Source organism: Nocardia sp. NPDC023733 (assembly GCF_040639775.1).
Taxonomy (GTDB): domain Bacteria; phylum Actinomycetota; class Actinomycetes; order Mycobacteriales; family Mycobacteriaceae; genus Nocardia; species Nocardia rosealba.
In genome coordinates this window covers 1,735,105-1,755,988 of the sequence record NZ_JBFAAN010000001.1, presented here as the reverse complement: position 1 = coordinate 1,755,988, position 20,884 = coordinate 1,735,105, and the positions used below count along the sequence as shown (strand labels likewise).

Annotated in this window: 19 protein-coding genes; 10 read left to right on the top strand and 9 right to left on the bottom strand. The window is 69.6% G+C overall.

The features are described from left to right. Positions 1 to 87: 87 nt before the first annotated feature. Positions 88 to 1,572 carry a D-glycero-beta-D-manno-heptose 1-phosphate adenylyltransferase gene (gene rfaE2 / locus AB0F86_RS08055; protein ID WP_356982857.1) on the bottom strand — a complete coding sequence of 495 codons (1,485 nt, stop codon included), beginning with the start codon at positions 1,570 to 1,572 and terminating at the stop codon, positions 88 to 90. 137 nt (positions 1,573 to 1,709) lie between these two features. On the opposite strand from rfaE2, the gene AB0F86_RS08050 reads away from it, so the two are divergent. Next, positions 1,710 to 2,792, top strand: a complete 1,083-nt coding sequence (locus tag AB0F86_RS08050; protein WP_356982855.1) for an NAD-dependent epimerase/dehydratase family protein — start codon at positions 1,710 to 1,712, stop codon at positions 2,790 to 2,792. 3 nt (positions 2,793 to 2,795) lie between these two features. Here the strand turns inward: AB0F86_RS08050 and AB0F86_RS08045 are convergent, their stop codons facing one another. From AB0F86_RS08045 to AB0F86_RS08025, 5 genes are all read right to left on the bottom strand, one after another. Further along, positions 2,796 to 3,965, bottom strand: a complete 1,170-nt coding sequence (locus tag AB0F86_RS08045) for a zinc-dependent alcohol dehydrogenase (RefSeq protein ID WP_356982853.1) — start codon at positions 3,963 to 3,965, stop codon at positions 2,796 to 2,798. Next, positions 3,965 to 4,459 carry a hypothetical protein gene (locus AB0F86_RS08040; RefSeq protein WP_356982851.1) on the bottom strand — a complete coding sequence of 165 codons (495 nt, stop codon included), beginning with the start codon at positions 4,457 to 4,459 and terminating at the stop codon, positions 3,965 to 3,967. Before AB0F86_RS08040 ends, AB0F86_RS08045 begins: the two co-directional genes overlap by 1 nt. Beyond that, entirely contained in the window at positions 4,456 to 4,635 is a 180-nt protein-coding gene (locus AB0F86_RS08035) for a hypothetical protein (protein WP_181697276.1), read from the bottom strand. The genes AB0F86_RS08040 and AB0F86_RS08035 overlap by 4 nt, the downstream gene beginning before the upstream one ends. Before the next feature lie 18 nt (positions 4,636 to 4,653). Beyond that, positions 4,654 to 5,748: a Vms1/Ankzf1 family peptidyl-tRNA hydrolase gene (locus tag AB0F86_RS08030; RefSeq protein WP_356982849.1), complete on the bottom strand. Its 1,095-nt coding sequence runs from the start codon at positions 5,746 to 5,748 to the stop codon at positions 4,654 to 4,656. Positions 5,749 to 5,811: 63 nt separating this feature from the next. Beyond that, positions 5,812 to 6,561, bottom strand: coding sequence for a uracil-DNA glycosylase (locus AB0F86_RS08025; RefSeq protein WP_356982847.1), 750 nt, complete (start codon positions 6,559 to 6,561; stop codon positions 5,812 to 5,814). An 86-nt stretch (positions 6,562 to 6,647) separates the two neighbouring features. On the opposite strand from AB0F86_RS08025, the gene AB0F86_RS08020 reads away from it, so the two are divergent. Both AB0F86_RS08020 and car read left to right on the top strand, forming a co-directional pair. Beyond that, a complete protein-coding gene (locus AB0F86_RS08020; protein WP_356982846.1) occupies positions 6,648 to 8,180 on the top strand; it encodes a carboxylesterase/lipase family protein in 1,533 nt (510 codons plus the stop codon). Beyond that, a complete protein-coding gene (gene car / locus AB0F86_RS08015; RefSeq protein WP_356982844.1) occupies positions 8,177 to 11,599 on the top strand; it encodes a carboxylic acid reductase in 3,423 nt (1,140 codons plus the stop codon). Before AB0F86_RS08020 ends, car begins: the two co-directional genes overlap by 4 nt. Here car and AB0F86_RS08010 read toward each other — a convergent pair. Then, positions 11,560 to 12,534, bottom strand: a complete 975-nt coding sequence (locus AB0F86_RS08010; protein ID WP_356982842.1) for an oxygenase MpaB family protein — start codon at positions 12,532 to 12,534, stop codon at positions 11,560 to 11,562. The genes car and AB0F86_RS08010 overlap by 40 nt on opposite strands. 119 nt (positions 12,535 to 12,653) lie before the next feature. Here AB0F86_RS08010 and AB0F86_RS08005 point away from each other — a divergent pair, with 119 nt between their 5' ends. After that, entirely contained in the window at positions 12,654 to 13,295 is a 642-nt protein-coding gene (locus tag AB0F86_RS08005; protein ID WP_356982840.1) for a TetR family transcriptional regulator, read from the top strand. Here AB0F86_RS08005 and AB0F86_RS08000 read toward each other — a convergent pair. After that, positions 13,292 to 13,843, bottom strand: a complete 552-nt coding sequence (locus AB0F86_RS08000; protein ID WP_181697178.1) for a TetR family transcriptional regulator — start codon at positions 13,841 to 13,843, stop codon at positions 13,292 to 13,294. The two genes, AB0F86_RS08005 and AB0F86_RS08000, sit on opposite strands and share 4 nt — an antisense overlap. A 93-nt stretch (positions 13,844 to 13,936) precedes the next feature. Here AB0F86_RS08000 and AB0F86_RS07995 point away from each other — a divergent pair, with 93 nt between their 5' ends. The 3 genes from AB0F86_RS07995 to AB0F86_RS07985 are packed head-to-tail and all read left to right on the top strand — an operon-like array spanning position 13,937 to position 16,177. Beyond that, complete coding sequence (locus tag AB0F86_RS07995) at positions 13,937 to 14,404, top strand: DUF4334 domain-containing protein (protein ID WP_067489764.1); 468 nt, start codon at positions 13,937 to 13,939, stop codon at positions 14,402 to 14,404. Then, positions 14,404 to 15,492 (top strand): NAD(P)-dependent alcohol dehydrogenase, encoded by a 1,089-nt coding sequence (locus AB0F86_RS07990; protein WP_356982837.1) that lies wholly within the window; start codon positions 14,404 to 14,406, stop codon positions 15,490 to 15,492. The genes AB0F86_RS07995 and AB0F86_RS07990 overlap by 1 nt, the downstream gene beginning before the upstream one ends. 31 nt (positions 15,493 to 15,523) lie before the next feature. Further along, complete coding sequence (locus AB0F86_RS07985; RefSeq protein ID WP_181697180.1) at positions 15,524 to 16,177, top strand: TetR/AcrR family transcriptional regulator; 654 nt, start codon at positions 15,524 to 15,526, stop codon at positions 16,175 to 16,177. Here the strand turns inward: AB0F86_RS07985 and AB0F86_RS07980 are convergent. Continuing rightward, positions 16,166 to 16,831, bottom strand: a complete 666-nt coding sequence (locus AB0F86_RS07980; protein WP_067489773.1) for a TetR/AcrR family transcriptional regulator — start codon at positions 16,829 to 16,831, stop codon at positions 16,166 to 16,168. The genes AB0F86_RS07985 and AB0F86_RS07980 overlap by 12 nt on opposite strands. 152 nt (positions 16,832 to 16,983) lie before the next feature. Between AB0F86_RS07980 and AB0F86_RS07975 the strand changes: the two genes are divergently transcribed. Genes AB0F86_RS07975 through AB0F86_RS07965 form a run of 3 tightly spaced genes read left to right on the top strand, consistent with a single transcriptional unit; the run spans position 16,984 to position 20,884 of the window. After that, a complete protein-coding gene (locus tag AB0F86_RS07975) occupies positions 16,984 to 17,778 on the top strand; it encodes an alpha/beta fold hydrolase (RefSeq protein WP_356982835.1) in 795 nt (264 codons plus the stop codon). Then, positions 17,775 to 19,223, top strand: coding sequence for an NAD(P)/FAD-dependent oxidoreductase (locus tag AB0F86_RS07970; protein WP_356982833.1), 1,449 nt, complete (start codon positions 17,775 to 17,777; stop codon positions 19,221 to 19,223). Before AB0F86_RS07975 ends, AB0F86_RS07970 begins: the two co-directional genes overlap by 4 nt. Then, a complete protein-coding gene (locus tag AB0F86_RS07965; RefSeq protein ID WP_356982831.1) occupies positions 19,220 to 20,884 on the top strand; it encodes a GMC family oxidoreductase in 1,665 nt (554 codons plus the stop codon). Before AB0F86_RS07970 ends, AB0F86_RS07965 begins: the two co-directional genes overlap by 4 nt.

Below are 20,884 nucleotides of genomic sequence, written 5' to 3'. Positions count from 1 at the left end.
CGGCGAAGCGTGCCATGACTCGCACCTGAGCCGGCACGTCCTCCCCGCAATGGCGTGGTGGCCGGCTTCGGTCGGAATCGGCATCGCTCATCGTTCTCCCACGCGGCCGCGGATGCGGTCGATCATCGTCGTCGTGGAGTGGTCGGCGAGGTAGTTCAGAACCCGGACCTGACCGCCGTATTCGGTGACGACAGCGGTCTCGGGCAGCATGTCGGGGCTGTAGTCGCCGCCTTTGACATACAGCTGGGGCTCGGTGGCGCGCAGCAACTCGGCGGGGGTGTCCTCGTCGAAGACGGTCACATGGTCCACACAGCTCAGGGCGGCCAGCACCGCGCACCGGTCGCCCGCGGTGTTCACGGGCCGCTCGGGGCCCTTGAGGCGGCGCACACTGCTGTCGGAGTTCACGGCGACCACCAGGATGTCGCCCAGGCTCTTGGCCTCGTTGAGGCAGGCGATGTGACCGGCGTGCAGCACATCGAAGCAGCCGTTGGTGAACACCACCCGCGCGCCCTCGGCTCGCTCGCGGCGCACGGTCGCGATGAACCGGTCGCGCGAAAGGACTCCGGAGCCCTCGCCGCCGAGGCGGGCACGCAGATCGGGACACCGGCACACCGAGGTACCGGGGCTGCGCAACACCACATCGGCGGCGGCCTGGGCGAATTCGACCGCACCCGTCAGCGGCATCGCGTCGAGTACGGCGGCGGTGAGGGCGGCGACGAAGGTGTCACCGGCACCGGCCGACCGGTTCTCCGGCACCGCCACCGCCCAGGTCCGGTGCGCGGGCTTGCCGTCCACCAGCAGGACGGTGCCGTCCTTGTCGAGGGTGACCACCACCGCGGCCGCTCCGGTGCGGGCCATCAGTTCGTCGCGGTGGTCGATGAACAGTTGCGCGTGATCGGTGTGTGCCGTCGTGTCGAGCAGGGCCGCGGCCTCCTCGGCGTTGGGTGTCACCAGGTCGGGCCGCAGTGCCTGCCAGCGGGCCGGTTCGTGCGCGTCGAGGACCAGCAGCGGGAGACTGTCGCGGCGCGCGCACAGGGCGTCGCGGATCGCGTCGTCGAGGGTGACGCCGTAATCGCAGATCAGCAGCGCGTCGACATCGGCGAGGGCGGTGTCGAGCGCGGCGAGCAGCGCGGTCGTGTCGGTGGGCACCGGGGCACAGTCCTCGTCGTAGCGCAGCAGGATCTGCTCGTCGGCCATCACCCGCACCTTCACCTCGGTGTTCCGGGTCGGGTCGGCGACCACGGTGTCGGTTCCCACTCCCGCGCGGCGCAACGAGTCGCGCAGGTCGTGGCCGGCGTCGTCGTCACCGACCGTGGCGACCATCTGCACCTGCGCGCCGAGTGCGGCCAGGTTGGCCGCCGTATTCGCCGCCGCCCCAGGCACTTTCGCGGTATCGGCCACATCGACCACCGGCACCGGGCCCTCCCGGCACAACCGGTGGCAGCGTCCCCATTTCCACACGTCGAGGACGGCATCACCCAGGACGACGACACGCGGGCGGCGCGCGGCGACGTGATCGACGGATTCGGGGCCTGGTCCGCGGAAGCCTGGATCGGTCCGGTCGAACGGCATGGGCGTCCTCCCTCGGGCGGTGGTCGTCGTCGAAGCGATTCCACGTGCGCGGCGGGTCAAACAGATCCGGGCGGATCGGTGTCGGCGGCACCGGCGCGGGTATGGCGAGGATGCGAACCGAGCCGAGGAGGTGTGCGATGCGTGTGGTCGTGGTGGGAGCGACAGGCAATGTCGGCACGGCGGTGGTCGACGCACTGACCACCACACCGGCGGTGACGTCGGTGCTGGGAGTGGCGCGGCGCAGACCCGACCGTGGACTCGCCGGGGTCGACTGGGTCGGCGCCGACGTGCGCGACGCCGATCTGGTCTCGTTGTTCCGCGGGGCCGACGCGGTGGTGCACCTGGCCTGGGTGTTCCAGCCCACGCACCGGCCGCTCGACACCTGGCACACCAATGTCGACGGCACCGAACGGGTGCTGGCCGCTGTCGCCGAGGCGGAGGTGCCCGCGCTGATCTACGCGTCCTCGGTCGGAGCGTACGCACCGCGCGAGGACGACGAACCCGTCACCGAGAGCTGGCCGACCGAGGGCTGGCCCGCCGCCGCCTATATGGCCGAGAAGTCCTATGTGGAGCGGCTTCTCGACATCTTCGAACGCGACAATCCCGATATCCGGGTGGTGCGGATGCGTCCGGCGTTCACCTTCCAGTACGACTCGGCCAGCGAACAGCGCCGCCTGTTCGCTGGACCGCTGCTGCCCAACCGGTTGATCCGGCCCGGAGTGCTGCCCGTGCTGCCGTATCCGTGGGGAATGCGGTTCCAGGCGTTGCACAGCAGCGATGTGGGACGCGCCTACGCGCTGGCGGTGACCAAGCAGGTGCGCGGTGCGTTCAATCTGGCCGCCGACGACGTCATCGACCGCGACGCCATCACCCGCATCCTGCGGACCAGGACGTTTCCCGTCCCGCCCCGCGCGGTGAAAGCCGCGCTCACGGTGGGCTGGTGGTTGCGGCTGGTCCCGGCCACTCCGGAACTGTTCGACGCGATGATGCATCTACCGCTGCTCGACACCACCCGCGCCCGTACCGAACTCGGCTGGACGCCGAGGATCAGCGCCGCCGACGCGCTCACCGAGGTGCTGCACGGATTCGGCGACGGCGCGGGCGGTGACACCCCACCGCTGGCCGCCGACGCCGGCGGCGCCTTGCGCTACCGCGAATTCGCCTCCGGCGTCGGCGGACACGACCCGGTCGACCAGCTCACCCGCCACGCCCACCGCTGAACGTCACGGCCGGAAGACCGCGCGCACGCATTCGCTCTTGTCGTTCTTGAAGATGTCGTATCCGGCGACCGCGTCCGACAGCGGCAGATCATGGGTGATCAGATACGACGGGTCGAGTTGCCCGGTGGTGATGAACTCGAACATGCGTGAGACATCGCGCTGACCGGACTGCTGGGCGGTGCGCAGGGTCAGCCCCTTGTTGGTGAGCACACCCATCGGGAATTTGTCGGTCACGCCGTACACGCCGAGCACCGACACCACCCCGGTCTTGCGGCACGACATGATCGCCTCGCGCAACGCGGTGGCCCGATCGGTTTCCAGTCGCAGCAACTGCTTGGCCCGGTCGTAGAGGTGCTGCACGCCGGTGCCGTGCGCTTCCATCCCGACCGCGTCGATGCAGGCGTCGGGTCCGCGCCCGCCCGTCATCTCGCGCAGGGTCGCGGGGACGCTGTCGACACTGGTGTAGTCGATGGTGTCGGCGCCCGCGTGCCGGCGCGCCAGCTCGAGGCGTTCGGGGACGCGGTCGATCACGATCACCCGGCCCGCGCCGAGCAGACGGCTGGTGTGAGCGGCCATCAACCCGACGCCGCCGCTGCCCCAGACCGCGACGGTGTCACCGGGGGAGATGTCGCAGAATTCGGCGCCCATCAGCCCGGTCGGCAGCGCGTCGGAACAGAACAGGGCCTGCTCGTCGGTGATCGACTCCGGAATCGGGAAACAGTTCACATCGCCGAAAGGCACACGGATGTATTCGGCGTGCGAGCCCTGATAGCCGCCGAAGGGATGGGTGTAGCCGTAGATCCCGCCGGACGGGAAACCCAGGATCGGTTGTTGCACCGCGGCATTCGGGTTGGTGGTGTCACAGGCCGAATACCGCCCGGCCCCGCAGTACCAGCACGCGCCGCACCCGATGAACGACGGCACGACCACCCGGTCACCGACGGCGATCCGCTCCACCGCGCCGCCGACCTCGAGCACCTCACCCATGAATTCGTGCCCGATCACGTCACCTTCGCGCATACCGGGCAGGTAGCCGTCGATGAAATGCAGATCCGAACCGCAGGTGGTGCTCAACCGGACCGCGACGATCACATCGCGCGGGTTGACCAAGCGCGGATCGGGCACCGTCTCCACGGCCAGATCGTTCACGCCGTTCCAGCACAGTGCTCGCATCAGTCCTCCTGCTCGCGTCCGCTCGGATTGTGGGTCAGGGTCGGCGCCTCCCCGGTCTGCAGAATCGCGCGCGCCCGGTAGAGGGCGGTGAACGCGGCATGCCCGGTGAGCTGTTTTGGCAGTGGACTGGTGACCCGGATCGTCACCTCCGTGCCCAGATCGCCCGGGGCGTCGGCGAAGGTCAGCCGGATCTGGGACCGGCCGGCCGGGTCGCGGCCGCCGACGAAGCGGATCTCGCCGGGGGCGCGCACGGTGCGGCTCACCCATTGCGCGGCAGCGGCGGTGTTTTCGACGAACGACCACGTCAACCGGTCCGGGGCGGTCGATTCCACGTGGGCGATGCCGTCCAGCGCCGCGGACAGGTTCGCCGGATCGAGCCAGAACTGTTCGACGTCCGCGCGGGGGCGCGCGATCGTCACCGCGTGCACGCTGGCCCCCGCCGTGGGTGCGACCTTGTGCAGCAGCTGCCCGATCCGGTCCTCGACCCAGGTCACGGGGTTCGGGTGTCGGGGCGGATGCCGGTTTCGGGGTCGTCGTCGGCGGGTGGCTCGGGGTCGCGCCACTCCTCGGCCCGGCTCGACCGGTTGCCCTTGATCGTGCCGTCCAGCTCGTGCGCGAGTTCCTCGTCGTGGGCCGGACCGTGCTTGGTGTTGCCTCGTTCGATGACCATCGTGCCTCCTTGTGCGTTTCAGCGGTGCCGGACCAGGGCGGCGACACCGTCCTCGGACGGCACACCGCCGGTGACGATGACCTCGGCACCGGTCAGGATCGCCGCGACGGGCAGTGCCTCGTCGGCGCGGCAGGACTGTCGTGGGGCGGTGCTGCCGGTCCAGCCGGCCGGGGCGTGCAGGTCCACGCTCACCTGTGCCCGGTCGGCGCCGACCAGCACGGTGCGGTCACCGAGCCGGTCCGGGTCGATGAGCAACCGGTCCACGCGCGCCATCCGCAACGCCTCGGCGGTCGCGTCCAGACCGGACACCGCCAGGCCTTCGGGGCGGGCGATCTCGGCGGCGACGGTGTCGAGGACCTCCTCGATGTCGTGGCGGGCCTGTTCGGCGACCACCCGGTGGACGGCGGTCTCCAGTTCGCCCGGGTCGCTGCCCCGTGCGCGGGCGCCCGCCTCGACCTCGACCACCGTCGGCCCGTGTTCGGGCAGCGCGTGATGCAGGGCGTTGCGCGCGCTCACCTCACCGGCGACCACGATCACCTCGGCGTGCACCTGTTCGGCCTCGGTGCTCACCTGCTCGGCGAGTTCGTCGATGGTCCGCCGGGTCGTTTCCTCGACGCGCTGCTGCATGGACCGGTGTGCCCATGCCCCACCACCGGTTTTGTGCACCGGATACGGGTCCTGGTCGACGCTGCGTTCGGTGACCGACCCGTTCTCGTCGACGACGGTCAGGTCGCAGCCGACCTTGTCGACCACGGCGACCACATGCGGGACCAGTTCCTCGTGGTGGCGCAGCAACGGCAGCAGATAGGGCAGCGGTGACACCCGAACGACCTCTCGAGCCGGCGGTTCGGGCAGCAGCTCGTCGGCATGGACGGTGTGATCGTCGATGATCAACACCCGTCCGGCCCGCCCACGCCCGGGCGGACCCTCGGCGACGGCCCGGTCGAACAGCGCGATCATCTCCGCGCTGGCTCCCGCTTCCCGCAGGCGACCGCTGATGGACCGTCGTCGCAGCTCCAGTTGATGCGCGGCGTCCTCGGTGTCGTGTGAGGCATCCATGTTCACGACAGCGAAGGGCCCGCGCCTTTCCGCGATCTCTCGAATGCTGTTCACACCGCGCGCATACCCGAGCTTCCCCACCCGAACCACCCCGCCCGGATTTCGCGTCGTGTCCGGTCAGGAGCCGGCTATCGACTTGGCCTGCCGCAGCACGTCCCGCACCATGGCGGGGGTGAGCATGCCGGTGAAGGTGTTGCGCTGGCTCACGTGGTAGCAGCCGAGTACTGTCACCGTTCGCCCGTCCGGGTGGGTGAGGACCACCTGGGCGCCGTGGCCGAAGCGGGGGCGCGGGCGGGGGATGGCCCAGCCGCCTTCGGCGAGGACGGTGAACAACGCCTGCCATCCGAAGGCGCCGAGGACCACGATCACCTTCAAGGTGGTGGCGAGCAGTTCCATCTCCCGGCTCAGATACGGTGCGCAGCGCAGCGTTTCGTCGCGGGTCGGCTTGTTCTGCGGCGGCGCGCAGTGCACGGGCGCGGTGACGCGCAGATCGATGAGTTCGATGCCGTCGTCGGCGCGGACCGGGTGCGAACCGGTCGACAGGCCGACCGCGTGCAGGGCCGCGAACAGGACATTGCCGCTCTCGTCGCCGGTGAACATGCGCCCGGTCCGGTTGCCGCCGTGCGCGGCCGGGGCCAACCCGACCACCAGGATCCGGGCGTCGTCGGGGCCGAAACCGGGCACCGGTCTGCCCCAGTAGTCCTCGTCGCGGAACGCGGCCCGTTTCTCGCGCGCCACCTGCTCACGCCAGGCGACCAGACGGGGACAAGCCCGGCACGAGGACACCAGCACATCGAGTTCGGCGAGGGTGCCCGCATTGCCCGCCGCGAGCGGCGCCTGCTCCGGGTCGCTCGGTTCGGCGGCCATCACCCCATCCTAGGTCGTGGGAAATCCGGTAACCCGTCGTACCGAACCACCCACGTGGTACCGGCGGTACCACGTACTGTGAAGGGATGATGCCCATCGAGATCGTGACCGCCGACGGAGTCGTGCGCGGTCGAGCGGGCCGCAGCGTCGTGCGCTGGCGCGCCCTACCGTACGCGGCCCCTCCTGTCGGCGACCTGCGCCTGCGCGCACCCCAGCCGGTGCGTCCCTGGACCGGCGTGCGCGCGGCCGACCGCTTCCGTTTCGCGGCGACCCAGCACCCCAGCGGTGCCCGCATCGGCCCGCGCACCTGGCAACCGGTGGGCGAGGACTGCCTCACCCTGAACGTCACCGCCCCGGCGGCATCGTCGGGCACGCCGCGTCCGGTGATGGTGTTCATCCACGGCGGCGGATATGTCATCGGCACCTCGAGCATGTACTCCGGCGCCCGCCTCGCGGTCCGTGGCGACGTGATCGTGGTGTCGGTGAACTACCGGCTCGGTGGTCTCGGCTATGTCGACTTCAGTGAATTCTCCACGCCGGAGCGCCCTTTCGACGCGAACCTCGGACTCCGCGACCAGGTGGCCGCGCTGGAGTGGGTGCAGCGCAATATCGCCGCCTTCGGTGGCGACCCCGGCAATGTGACGATCTTCGGCGAATCGGCGGGTGCGCACGCCGTGGTGAGCCTGATGGCCACCCCCGCCGCGCGCGGGCTGTTCCACCGCGCCATCGCCCAGAGCGCCCCCGCCGACTGGACGATGACCCGTGAGGACGCGGGCCGTTTCGCCCGCCGCTGCCTCGAACGACTGGGTGCCGACCCGGCCGACGCCGTCACCGCCCTCACCACCACCTCGGCGAGCGCGCTGTGCCGGGCCACCGACCGTGCCCTGGGCCGGGCCATGCGCGAGGAACCCGGCAGCTTCGCCTACGCCCCCGTCGCCGACGGCGAGTTTCTGCCCGAGGCGCCGCTGGACGCGATCGTCGCCGGCCGGGCGCACCGGGTGCCGCTGATCGTCGGCACCAACCGCGACGAGGCGACCCTGTTCCAGCGTTTCGTGAAAGCGGTACCGCACACCGAGGACCAGCTGGCCACAACCTTCGCCCGCTGCGAAGCCGGTGCCCTCGAACGTGTCGCCGCCTGCTACCCCGGCTACCCGAGCCCGGCGACCGCCGTCCGCATCGGCGGGGACTTCATGTTCCTGCGCCCCACCCTCGAGGTCCTCGAAGGACACAGTCCCCACGCACCCACCTACGCCTACCGTTTCGACTTCGCCCCGCGCGCACTGCGATTGGCCGGTTTCGGCGCCACCCACGCCCTCGACCTCATTCCCGTCTTCGGCTGGGTGAACACCCCGGTCGGGCGCATGATGACGGCGGCAGGCGGGTACCGGGCGTTCCTCTCGGTCCAGCGCGCCATGCAGGACAACTGGCTCAGCTTCGCCCGCACCGGCAGCCCCCTGCCCGCCTGGCCCGCCTACACCGCCGACCACCGTGCCACCCAGATCTTCGACCACCCCACCCGCGTCCTCATCGATCCCGACCCGGCCATCCGCCGCGCGTGGCAAGGCGTGCGCATCGCCGCCCCGACCGACGGGCAGACCAGGACGGAGAACGCCGGATGACCCTCGACCAGGACACCGGTGCGTGGCGCCTCACCGCACTGCTCACCGAGGACCCGCAGGTCAGGGCCGTGCGCCCCTCCGACGAGGTGCACGCCACCGTCACCACACCCGGATTGCCGCTCGGTGAGATCGTCGAGGCGGCGATGACCGGGTACGCCGACCGGCCCGCGCTCGGGTTCCGCCGCACCGAACTCGTGCCCGAACCCGGGGGAGCGGTGCGGCGGATCGTCCCCGACTTCGAGACGATCACCTATCGCACACTGTGGGACCGGGCGCGGGCGGTGGCGGCGGCCTGGTACGCCGACGGGGTGCGCGCCGGAGACTTCGTGGCGATGCTCGGATTCACCGGGGTCGACTACACGGTGCTCGACCTGGCCGTGATCCACCTCGGAGCGGTGGCCGTGCCACTGCAGTCGGGCGCTAGCTCGACCCAGCTGCGTTCGATTCTCGACGAGACCACACCGAAGGTCCTCGCGGTCGACATCGCGTATCTCGGCACAGCTGTCGAGGTGATTTCCCCGGGTGCCACGACACTCGTGGTGTTCGACTACTTCGCCGACGACCACCGGCATCGCGAGCTACTCGACGAAGCGCGCCACGACTTCCCCGGAATACGCACTCTCGCGGACACTGTCGAACAAGGGCTGGCCGCCGCGCCTGCCCCCCGCGTGGAACCCGACGACGACGCGCTGGCTCTGCTGATCTACACCTCCGGCAGCACCGGAACACCCAAGGGCGCGATGTACACCCGCCGCCTCGTCGCCGCGGGGTGGCAGCCGGTGCGCCCGTACGCGGTCATCAACCTGAACTTCCTGCCGATGAGCCACATCGCGGCCAGGCTCACCCTCAACGCCGCCCTCGCCCGGGGCGGCACCGCCTACTTCACCGCCGCACCGGACACTTCGACACTGTTCGACGACATCGCCCTGGTGCGGCCCACCGAGATCTTCCTCGTCCCGCGCGTGTGCGAGATGATCCAGCAGCACTACCGCCGCACCCGGGAACACCACCCCGAACTCACCGACGACCAGGTGAAAACGTCACTGCGCGAACAACTCCTGGGTGGTCGCCTGCTGACGGTGTCGTGTGGCAGCGCCCCCATCGCACCGGAACTGCGCGCGTTCGTCGAATCGGTGCTCGAGCTGCGTCTGCACGACGGCTACGGGTCGACCGAGACCGGTGGTGGCGTCATCTTCGACACCCGGGTCATGCGCCCGCCGGTGCTGGATTACAAGCTCGTCGACGTCCCCGAACTCGGCTATTTCGGCACCGACAAGCCGTACCCGCGTGGCGAACTGCTGCTCAAGACCACGACCATGATCGCCGGTTACTACCGGCGCCCCGAGGTCACCGCCGAGGTGTTCGACGCCGACGGTTTCTGCCGCACCGGCGACATCGTCGCCGAACTCGGCCCGGACCGGCTGACCTATGTGGACCGGCGCAACAACGTCATCAAGCTGTCGCAGGGTGAGTTCGTGACGGTCTCGCGCCTGGAAGCGGTGTTCGCCGGCGAGGATCCGATCCATCAGATCTATGTGTACGGCAGCAGTGATCGCGCGTTCCTACTCGCCGTCGTCGTCCCCGCCCGCCCGCTGCCCGCCGAACAGGCCAAGGCCGCGATCAGCGACGCACTGCACCGGGCCGCGGTGCGGGCACAGCTGGAACCGTACGAGATTCCGCGCGCCTTCCTCGTCGAACCCGAACCGTTCACCGTCGACAACGGACTGCTCTCCGGGGTGGGAAAGCTGTTGCGCCCCAAGCTGAAACAGCGCTACGGGCAGCGCCTGGAACAGCTCTACGACGAGCTGGTCGGACGCCAGGACGACGAACTGCGCCGGTTACGTGCCGATGCCCCCGGCCTCGCCGTGTCCGAGGTCGTCGCCCGGGCAGCGGGCGCGATACTCGGCTGCGATCCCGCCGACCTGCGCGCCGATACACGATTCTCCGACCTGGGCGGTGATTCGCTTGCGGCGCTGTCGTATTCGACACTGCTGCGCGAACTCCTCGACGTCGACGTCCCCGTCAACGTCCTACTCGGCCCCGACAGCACTCTGGCCGCTCTCACCGGCTACATCACCGCGGGCACCGCGACCCTCGACGCCGAGGCGATCCACGGTCGCGGCGCCACCGAGATCCGGGCGGCGGATCTGACCCTGGACAAATTCCTCGACGCCGGCACCATCGCCGCCGCCCCCGACCTGCCGAGGGCCGCGACGCCCGCGCGGACCGTGCTGCTCACCGGCGCCAACGGCTACCTCGGCCGATTCCTGCTACTGGAACTGCTCGAACGCGTGGCCCCGCTCGGTGGCACCGTGATCTGTGTGGTGCGCGGCGCCGACGCCGATTCGGCGCGCGCCCGCCTCGACGCGGCCTACGACAGCGACCCCACCCTCACCGAACACTTCCGGGCGCTGGCCGACCGCGCCCTCGAGGTACTGCCCGGTGACATCGGTGCACCGGAACTCGGTCTGCCCCAGCAGGTATGGCAGCGGCTGGCCCGCGACGTGGACCTGATCGTGCATTCGGCGGCGCTGGTCAACCACATGCTGCCCTACCACCAGCTGTTCGGACCCAATGTGGTCGGCACCGCCGAGATCATCCGGTTGGCCGCGACCACCACCCGCAAGCCGGTCGGCTACCTGTCGACGGTGGCCGTCGCCGCCCAGATCACCGACTTCACCGAAGACGGTGACGTGCGGACGATGAGCCCTGTGCGCCGCCTCGACACCGGCTACGCCAACGGCTACGGCAACAGCAAATGGGCCGGTGAGGTGCTGCTGCGCGAAGCCGCCGACCGGCTCGGGCTGGCTGTCGCGGTGTTCCGGTCGGACATGATCCTGGCCCACCGCCGCTACCATGGTCAGCTCAACGTGCCCGATGTGTTCACCCGATTGCTGCTCAGTGTGCTCGTCACCGGGCTGGCACCGAAGTCGTTCTACCGCATCGATTCCGAGGGGCGGCGCCGTCGTGCCCACTACGACGGGCTGCCCGCCGACTTCGTCGCCGCCGCCGTCACCGCTCTGGCCCCGACAGCCGGATACCGCACCTACGATGTCGTGAACCCCCACGACGACGGCATCTGCCTCGACGACTTCGTCGACTGGCTGATCGAGGCCGGGCACCACATCGACCGCATCGACGACTACGACGAATGGTTCGACCGCTTCACCACCGCCCTGCGCGCCTTGCCTGAACCGCGACGCAAACACACCCTGCTGCCGTTGCTGCACGCCTACCGGCATCCGGCCCGCCCGCTGGCAGGCTCGGCGCTGCCCGCCGACGGCTTCCGCGCCGCCGTGCGGGCTGCCGAGATCGCCGGAGTCCCGGACATTCCGCAACTGGGACGCGACCTGATCGGCAAGTATGTGCGCGACCTGGCTCAGCTCGGACTGCTCGACACCGGCTCGGTCTCGGCGTAGCCGACAGGGCGCAACGCCGGGTCGGGGGCGAACGAGGTGAGCCCGACCCGGCGGTACTTGCCGACCAGCCGGTCATAGCGACGGCGGTTGCGAGCCATCGGTGAATCGGTGACGGTGGCGGGCAGCCGGTCGAACGCGGTCCGCAGCAGCGCGGTGAGCATCCGGAACTCGGTGTCGTGGCGGGCTGTCCAGGTGATCGGCATGCGGGCCCGCACCCGCGGGTGCATGATGCCGCACCCGAGCAGCATCACCACATGGCTCAGCACCGGCGAACCCACCCGCCACAGCGGACCGGTGAGCGCGGGCAGGAAATCCGGGCGCGGCGCGTGGCGCACCGACGCGGTGGCCGCCTCGAGGGCCGGGGTCACCCGCAGTTCCTCGGCGGCCATCCGTTCGTAGTGGGCGACCAGCTCGCGGTAGTCCTCGATCGGAGCGTTGCGGCCGCGCAGGTGCAGTCCGGTTGTCTTGCGCCGGTAGTGATCCCAGAGGGCCTGGTTCTGCGCGGCCGTCGGCTCGGTGCCGGTCAACGCGATATAGGCGCCGCGCTGAACGAAGAACGTCGAGTACAGAATCCAGTTCCAGGCCTGCGGTTCGAACGCCGAATAACGTTGCCCGTCGGGGCCGACGCCCTTGACCGCACGGTGCAACAGCATCAGGCGCTCGGCCTCGGCGGCCGCGTCGGCCTCGGTGCCGTGGTAGATGAGCTGGTCGGCGGCGGCGGTGCGCACCGCACGCGCCCACGGCTGATACCTGGACCGTCCCGTCGCCTCGAGCGCCGCCGACACCGGTGGCAGCATCGGCTGGTCGAACAGCCCGACGGCGAACAGCCCGAACAGCACCGAACCGCCCACCCGCTCGAATCTCTCGACCGCAGCCGAAACATCGTGCGGCACACCGTCGGTGGACACGGACTGATGAGACACGGGACAGGTCATCGGTGAACTCCTTTGTTCCGGCGCCGCGACCGCATGGGCCCGGTCGGCACCCCTCCGCAATTCTGGTGCCATGCGACACCAGAAAATCGTGTGGTGTCAGCGTGCACCACAATGGGGTCATGGTCAAGAGCGAGGACACCGCGACGTCCCCCCGCGCCTACGGGGGAGTGGCGGCCGACGAACGCCGCGCACGCCGGCGCGCGGCCCTGCTCGACGCCGCCCTCGAGCTGCTCGCCGCCGAGGGTGCGCCCGCCGTCACCAAGCGCGCGGTCTGTGCTCGGGCCAAGCTCAACGACCGCTACTTCTACGAACAATTCGCAGACCGCGACGCCGTGCTCACCACCCTCGTCGAAGAGCTCACCGCCGAGGGCATCGCCGCCGTCGTCGCGGCCACCCACGCGGCCGAACCCGACATCCACAGCCAGGTCCATTCCGCCGCCGATGCCGCGCTCGGCTTCCTGCTCGACGACCCACGCCGCCACGCGCTGCTGCTCAACGCCCACAGCACCGAAGCCCTGCAGCGGGCCCGGCTCGCCACCCAGCACGCCATCGCCCGGGCCATGGCCGCGGTCAGCCGCGAGCTGCACCCGTCACCGATCTCGACGCCGCTGGACACCGACATGGCCGCCTACACGGTGGTCAGCGGCACACTCGAACTCGTCGCGGCTTGGCTGCGCGGGGAATTCGACACCACCCGCGCTCATCTCACCGACCTGATCGCCCGTCAATTGCTGCAGGTCGAAACCGTCCCCGGCGTCTAGGGGGCCACCATGCGCGCGGCCGCCAGGACGGTCGCCGCGCGCTGGGTCGCCACGTGCTCACCACCGGCTTGGGCGGCATGGACGGCGGTGGTGCGGGCCAGGTCGGTGAGCATGCGCAGCAGCAGCGCCGCCGGGATATCGGGGGTCACGAGCCCCTCGCGCTGCCCGCGCCGCAGCTCGGCCAGCTTGCTCGCCACCATCTCGCGCAACGCGCGCGCCACCTCCTCCTCGGCCGGTTCCAGATCCGCCCAGGCCTGCAAGCGGGCATCGTCGGGATTGGCGAGGAAATGGTCGAAGAGGCGTCCGACGTAGCCGGGCAGATCCTCGGCGCGCATGGCGGTGCGGGCGGAGGCTTCGCTGGCCCAGCGTTCGGTGACGGCGGCGTAGAGCTCCTTCTTGCCGGGGAAATAGGCGTAGAGGCGGTCCTTGCTGGCATGCGCGGCCTCGGCGATCCGGTTGATCCGCGCGCCCGCGATGCCGAATTCGGCGAATTCCGCCTTGGCCGCGGCGAGAATTCGCTCCCTGGTTGCCTCACCTGCCGCTCGCATGCGCTGGATGTTACCCCTTGCCGAACCATCTGGTTCGGAACTATGGTCAATCCCGAACCACCTGGTTCGGGTAACGGCGAGACGAGGACACCCATGGCCGAACAGCCACGCTGGCAACAACTCCGGGCACAGAACGAAGGTGTGTCCACCGCCGAACTCGACGAGATCTGGACGCGGCTACGCCCGGCGCGCGCCGAGGACATCCTCGGGCAGTGGCGCGGCGACGCCTTCCAGACCGGTCACCGGCTGTGCAAAGCGCTGCCCGCCAGCCGCTGGTACGGCAAGACCTTCCTGGCCCTCGACGACGCCAAACCACTGATCTGCCGCGCCGAGGACGGCACCCTGTTCTCCAATGTCGAGATGGGGCAGGGCGAAGCGACGCTGTGGAACATCGAGTTCCGCGGTGAGGTCACCGCCACGATGGTCTACGACGGTCGCCCGGTGTTCGACCACTTCAAATGGCTCGACGACAACACCCTGATGGGCATCATGAACGGCCGCCCCGAACTGGTCCTCGCGGGCGGGCAGTACTTCTACTTCCTGCTGGAACGGGACAGCTGATGCGCACCACGGCCGTGCTCTCGCGCGATCCGTCGGCGGACTTCTCCGTCGAGACGGTCGAGATCGACGAGCCGCGCGCCGGGGAGATCCTGGTCCGGATGGCCGCCACCGGCATCTGCCACACCGACCTGGCCACCCGGCGCGCCGGTGCGGCCGACCGGCCGATCCTGCTCGGGCACGAAGGTGCCGGGGTCGTCGAGGCCGTCGGGCCGGGAGTGCGCGCCGTCCGGCCCGGAGACCACGTCGTGCTCACCTTCCGCCACTGCGGCGACTGCGCCAACTGTGGCGCGGGCCGACCCGCCTACTGCCTGCACGCGACCACGCTGAACAACTTCGGTCGCCGCGCGCACGACACCCCTCGGGTACTGGTCGACGGGTCACCGGTGATGTCCGGGTTCTTCGGCCAATCCAGTCTGGCCGGCTACGCGCTGAGCAGCGAGGACAACACCGTGGTCGTCGACCCCGCCGTCGACCCGGCCCTGGCCGCGCCGTTCGGGTGTGGATTCCAGACCGGAGCGGGCGCGGTCCTCAACGTGCTTCGCCCCGAACCCGGCGCCCGCCTCGTCGTCTACGGTGCGGGCGCGGTCGGCATGGCCGCCCTGCTCGCCGCGCGCACGGTGCCCGACGTCGAGGTGGTCGTCGTCGAAACATCCTCCTCGCGCAGGGAACTCGCCCTCGAGCTCGGTGCGCGCGCCGCCGTCGACCCCGCGGGGGAAGCGACGGCGGCGCGGGTGCGTGAGCTCACCGGCGGCGGCGCGACCCACGCCGTGGACACCACGGGAATACCGGCTGTGCTCGGCGACGCGGTCGCCGCCCTCGGTATCGGCGCCACCGTGGTCGCCGTCGGTCTCGGCCGCGGTGCCCCACCCATCGATGTCGGCGATATCGTCTTGCAGGGCAAGACGATTCGCGGCTGTCTGGAAGGCGACAGCGTTGCCGCGACCTTCATTCCCCACCTGCTGGACCTGCACGCGCAGGGCCGGTTCCCGGTCGATCGACTCGTCAGCCGCTACCCCGCTTCCGACATCGCCGCCGCTCTGCACGATCAGCGCACCGGTAAGGTCATCAAGCCGGTGCTGACATGGTGAACGGCCCGACCCGCGAGACCGAGGACAACGCATGACGATTCTCCACAGCGAAGACCTCGCGACCGAACCCGCAGCGAGTGTGGACGCCGCCCGTGCCCAACGGCGCCAGGTGGTGCTCGACGCCGCCCGTGACGTGTTCGTCGCCTACGGTTACCACGGCACGAGCATGGAGGACATCGGCAGCCGCGCGGGCATGAGCAAACCGGTCCTCTACACCCATTACGCGAGCAAACTCGACCTCTACCTGGCGGTCCTGCAGCGCTACCTCGACCGCATGGTCGAGGGTGTGCGCAACGCACTGGCAGGCACCAAGGGCGAACAGAAGGTGCGCCGCGCGGTCGGCGCCTACTTCGATTTCGTCGACGAGGACGCGGGCGGGCACACGCTGGTCTTCGAATCACCGGTGCCGAGCGAACCGTGCGTGCAGTGGCGGGTGCGCGACGCCATGAACACCTGCGCGGTCCTGGTCAGCGCCGAGCTGCGCGCCGCGGGCATGGACGACGTGCGCGCTTTCGCCTGCGCGTTCAGCCTCGTAGGCGCCAGCCACTCCACGGCACGGCACTGGCTCGACGCGGGCCGCCCGATCCCCAAGCACGAGGCCGTCGAGATGACCGTGACCCTGTGCTGGCACGGGTTGTCGTCGGTGGGTGTCGTCAACCGCGACACCAAGGGCTCAGCCCGCTGACGCGGTGAGCGGCAACGGGCTGCCGTCGAGCAGTTCGTCGCTGGGCAGCTGACCGACCAGCACCGCGAGTGCGCGTTTCCAGCGACGGACCACGGCTTCGCGTTCGCCGAGGGTGCCGGTGAGCATGGCCGTCATCGACAGCCCGGTGAGTAGGTCGATGGTGAACTCCACCAGCAGCTCGGCGCGAGGGTCGGCGGCATAGGGCTCGCCGAGTACCTCCAGGTAGAGCCTGCGCATCTCGGTGAACACCCGCTGTTCCTCGTGCACGAGCCGGTCGCGCAGTTCGGCGTCGGTGCGCGCGGCCACCCACAGGTCCAGGGCGGTGAAGAAGGCCGGGCTGTTCAGGTCGCGCCAGGCCAGGTCGACCACCGACTGCAGCCGGTCGCGGCCCGGCGGGAGCAGTTCGGCCTCGCGACGGAACTGCTCGAGCCGCTGGTCGACCACCTGGGTGGTGGCGGCGACGAGCAGCTCGGCGCGGGTGGGGAAGTGGTGCTGCACGGTGCCGCGCGCCAATCCGGCGCGTTCCTGCACGGCGCTCACCGTCGTTGCCGCGTAGCCGCTTTCGAGCAGGCACTCGGCGGTGCAGGCCAGAATGCGGGCCCGGGTCGAGGCGCGGCGTTGCGCCTGGGTGCGGCGGGGGCGTTGCTCGGTCACGCAAGAAATCGTACGCCCTGACGAATAGTTGCGCGATACTGTGAGCGCGGTCTCCGACACACCCGGCGATAACTCGCTATTGACGGGGGAGTCCCGGGCTGGTGAAATCAAGAAACCGTACGCAGTAACTGTTTCCTGCACGAAGGGCTGCGATGACGCAGATCTCCCACCACCGCCGCGGAACCGGCACACCGATCGTGCTGGTGCACGGTCTCGGCAGTCGATGGCAGGTATTCGCCCCGATCATCGACGCGCTGGCCGCCGAACACGAGGTGATCGCGCTCGACCTGCCCGGCTTCGGCGAGTCGCCGCTCGTTCCCGGCGTGGCACCGGGACCACGCGGCTACGCGACCTGGCTCACGCAGTGGCTGTCCGACAACGAGATCGAACGCCCCCACCTGGTGGGCAGTTCGATGGGCGGCGGTATCGCGCTGGAACTGGGTCGCACCGGAATCGCCTCGGCGGTCACCGCGTTCTCCCCGATCGGTTTCTACGACCGAGCCGGACTGCGATGGACCAAGACACTGCTCACCGGCATGCGCGGCGCCGCGCGGGCAGCGGGCCCGGTCCTGGCCCGATCGGTGGATCACCGGGCCGGACGGGTGCTGCTGCTCTCGGCCATGTTCGGCCGCCCGACGCTGGTCACCCCGACCGCCGCGCGGCTCGACCTGGCCGGACTGGCCGGAGCCGACGCGTTCACCGCCGCCCGCGACGACTTCGACAACTACGTGCTGTCACCGGACCAGGACTTCGGCGCACTCACCGACATCCCGGTGACGATCGCCTGGGGTACCCGCGATGTGGTCCTCGTGCACCGCACCCAGAGCGCCCACGCCCGCTCCGTGCTGCCGTTCGCCCGGCACATCGACCTGCCCGGCTGCGGGCACCTGCCGTTCAGCGACGCGCCGCGCGAATGCGCGCGTCTGATCCTCGAGAGGAACGCATGACACCGTCCATCGCGGTCATCGGCAGCGGTTTCGGCGGCCTGGCCGCCGTCATCGAACTGAAGAAGCGGGGCTTCGACGACATCGTCGTCTTCGAGAAAGCCGACGAGGTGGGCGGGGTCTGGCGCGACAACACCTATCCCGGTGCCGCCTGTGACGTGCCCTCGCCGTTCTACTCGTTCTCCTTCGCGCCCAATCCGCGCTGGCCGCACCGGTTCTCGCGCCAACCCGCGATCCTCGACTACATCCGCGGGCTCGTGGACACCTACGATGTGCGCCGCCACCTGCGTCTGGGCACCGAGGTGCTCGGCGCCGCCTACGACGACGCGACCGGCAAATGGACGGTGTCGCTCGCCGACGGTGAGACCGTGGTCGTCGACGTCGTGGTCTCCGCCGTCGGGCAGCTCTCGCGCCCGGCCCTGCCCGACATCCCGGGCCGCGAGACCTTCGCAGGCAGCAGTTTCCACTCCGCCCAGTGGAACCACGACGTTGACCTCACCGGGAAACGAGTCGCGGTGATCGGTACCGGTGCCAGCGCGATCCAATTCGTCCCCGAGATCCAGCCACACGTGGGCACCCTGACCGTCTTCCAGCGCACCGCGCCCTACATCATCCCGCGACCGGACCGCGAATTCGGGCGCCTGCACCACCGGATGTTCGAGAAGGTGCCCGCCACGGAGCTGGCCGAACGCGGCACCTGGTACGGCGTCGTCGAAGGGCTCAGCCTGGCCTGGGTCTACGCCCGGCCCCTGGCCCGCGCCATCCGAGCCTGGTCGAAGTGGCACATGCGCCGCCAGACCAAGGCGGTGCCGGGCTTGTTCGAGAAGGTGTGGCCCGGCTACGACGTCGGATGCAAGCGAATCCTGTTCTCCGACAACTACCTTCCCGCGCTCACCGAGCCGAACGTGGAACTGTGCACCGAGACGATCAGCGAGATCACGCCCACCGGTGTCCGCACCGTCGACGGACGTGAGCACGCGGTGGACGTCATCATCTGGGGGACCGGGTTCAAGACCACCGAGTTCCTCGCACCCATGACGATCACCGGAGCGGGCGGCCGCACGCTCGGCCAGGAGTGGCAGGCGGGGGCGCGCGCCTACTACGGCGTCACCGTGCCCCGCTTCCCGAATCTGTTCATCATGTACGGGCCCAACACCAACACCGGTGGCGGCTCGATCATCTACTTCCTCGAGGCACAGGCGAAATACCTCGGCCGCTACGTCGCCCATCTCGCGGCGACCGGCCGGCCCCTCGCTGTGCGCCCCGAGGTGGAGAAGGCCTACGACGCCCGCATCCAGGAACTCCTGGCAGACAGTGTGTGGAGCCGGTGTTCGTCCTGGTACCGCCAGGCCGACGGCCGCATCACCACCAACTGGCCCCTGCTGGGAGTCCAATACCGCAAACAGGCGCGGTTCGATCCCGCCGATTACGAGGTGATGGTTCCATGACCAGCTACGACTACGACGTGATCGTCGTCGGCTCCGGATTCGGCGGCAGCGTGACCGCCCTGCGCCTGACCGAGAAGGGCTACCGCGTGGGTGTGCTCGAATCCGGTCGCCGCTGGAACGCCGAGGACTACCCGAAGACGAACTGGAATGTGCCCAAAGCGATCTGGGCACCACGCCTGGGGCTGACCGGCCCACAGCGCATCAGTGCGCTCGGCAAGTGCCTGGTGTTCAGCGGTTCCGGTGTGGGCGGTGGGTCGCTCATCTACGGCAACACCCTCTACGAGCCGCTGCCCGAGTTCTACCGCGACCGCGCCTGGTCACACATCACCGACTGGAAATCCGAACTCGCCCCCTACTACGACCAGGCCAAACGGATGCTCGGCGTGGTCGAGAACCCGAAACTGGGCCCCAAGGACGACGTGCTGCTGCAGGTCGCCACCGATCTCGGGGTGGCCGAGACCTTCCACCGCACCCACGTGGGCGTGTTCTTCAACGAAGGTGCTGAAGGGGTCGAGGTCGAGGACCCCTACTTCGGTGGTGCCGGACCGCGCCGCGCGGGCTGCATCCACTGCTCGGAATGCTTCACCGGCTGCAAACACAACGCCAAGAACACCACCACCCTGAACTACCTGCACCTGGCCGAAAGCCAGGGCGCACAGGTACATCCGCTGACGACGGTCACCTCGGTGACCCCCGACGGCACCGGCGGATACCGGGTGGAGACCGTGCGCTCCAACGGCCTGCTGCGCAAGGACCGCCGCACCTTCACCGCCGAACAGGTGGTGTTCGCGGCCGCCGCGCTCGGCACCCAGAAGCTGCTGCACACCCTGCGCCGCAATGGTGCCCTGCCCGAATTGTCTTCGCGGCTCGGTGAATTGACGCGCAGCAATTCCGAGGCGATCATCGGCGTCACCAGCAAGACCCGGCGCGACTTCGCCCAGGGTGTGGCCATCACGTCCTCGATCCACCCCGAACCTCAGACCCACGTGGAGGTCTGCACCTACGGTAAGGGGCAGAACGCGCTGTTCGTGCAGACGGTGCCGATGGTCGACGGCGGGGCATTCCGGTTCCTGCGATTGCTGCTGACCATGCTGCTGCATCCGGTGCAGTTCCTGCGCTCACAGAACGCGCGCGGTGCCTCGGAGCGGTCGGTGATCCTGCTGGTGATGCAATCGCTGGACAACTCGCTCACCTCGTATCTGAAGGGGCGACGGCTGGTCACCAAACAGGGTGCGGGAGAACCCAATCCGGAGTGGATCCCGCTGGCCCATGACATCGCCCGCCGTTACGCCGGCAAATCCGATGCCATCACGGGCAATATCGCCACCGACATCTTCAATATCCCCGCCACCGCCCACTACATCGGCGGGTGCACCATCGGCGATTCCCGCGACACCGGGGTCATCGACCCCTATCAGCGGGTGTACGGGTATCCGGGGTTGCACATCGCCGACGGCAGCGCCATCACCGCCAACCTTGGCGTGAACCCGTCACTGACCATCACCGCCCAGGCCGAACGCGCCATGGCGTTCTGGCCCAACAAGGGTGAGGCCGATCCACGCCCCGAGCTCGGGACCGCCTACCGGCGCATCACCCCCGTGGCGCCGAGCCGTCCCGCCGTCCCGGCGGATGCCCCCGGCGCCCTTCGCCTGCCCGTCTGA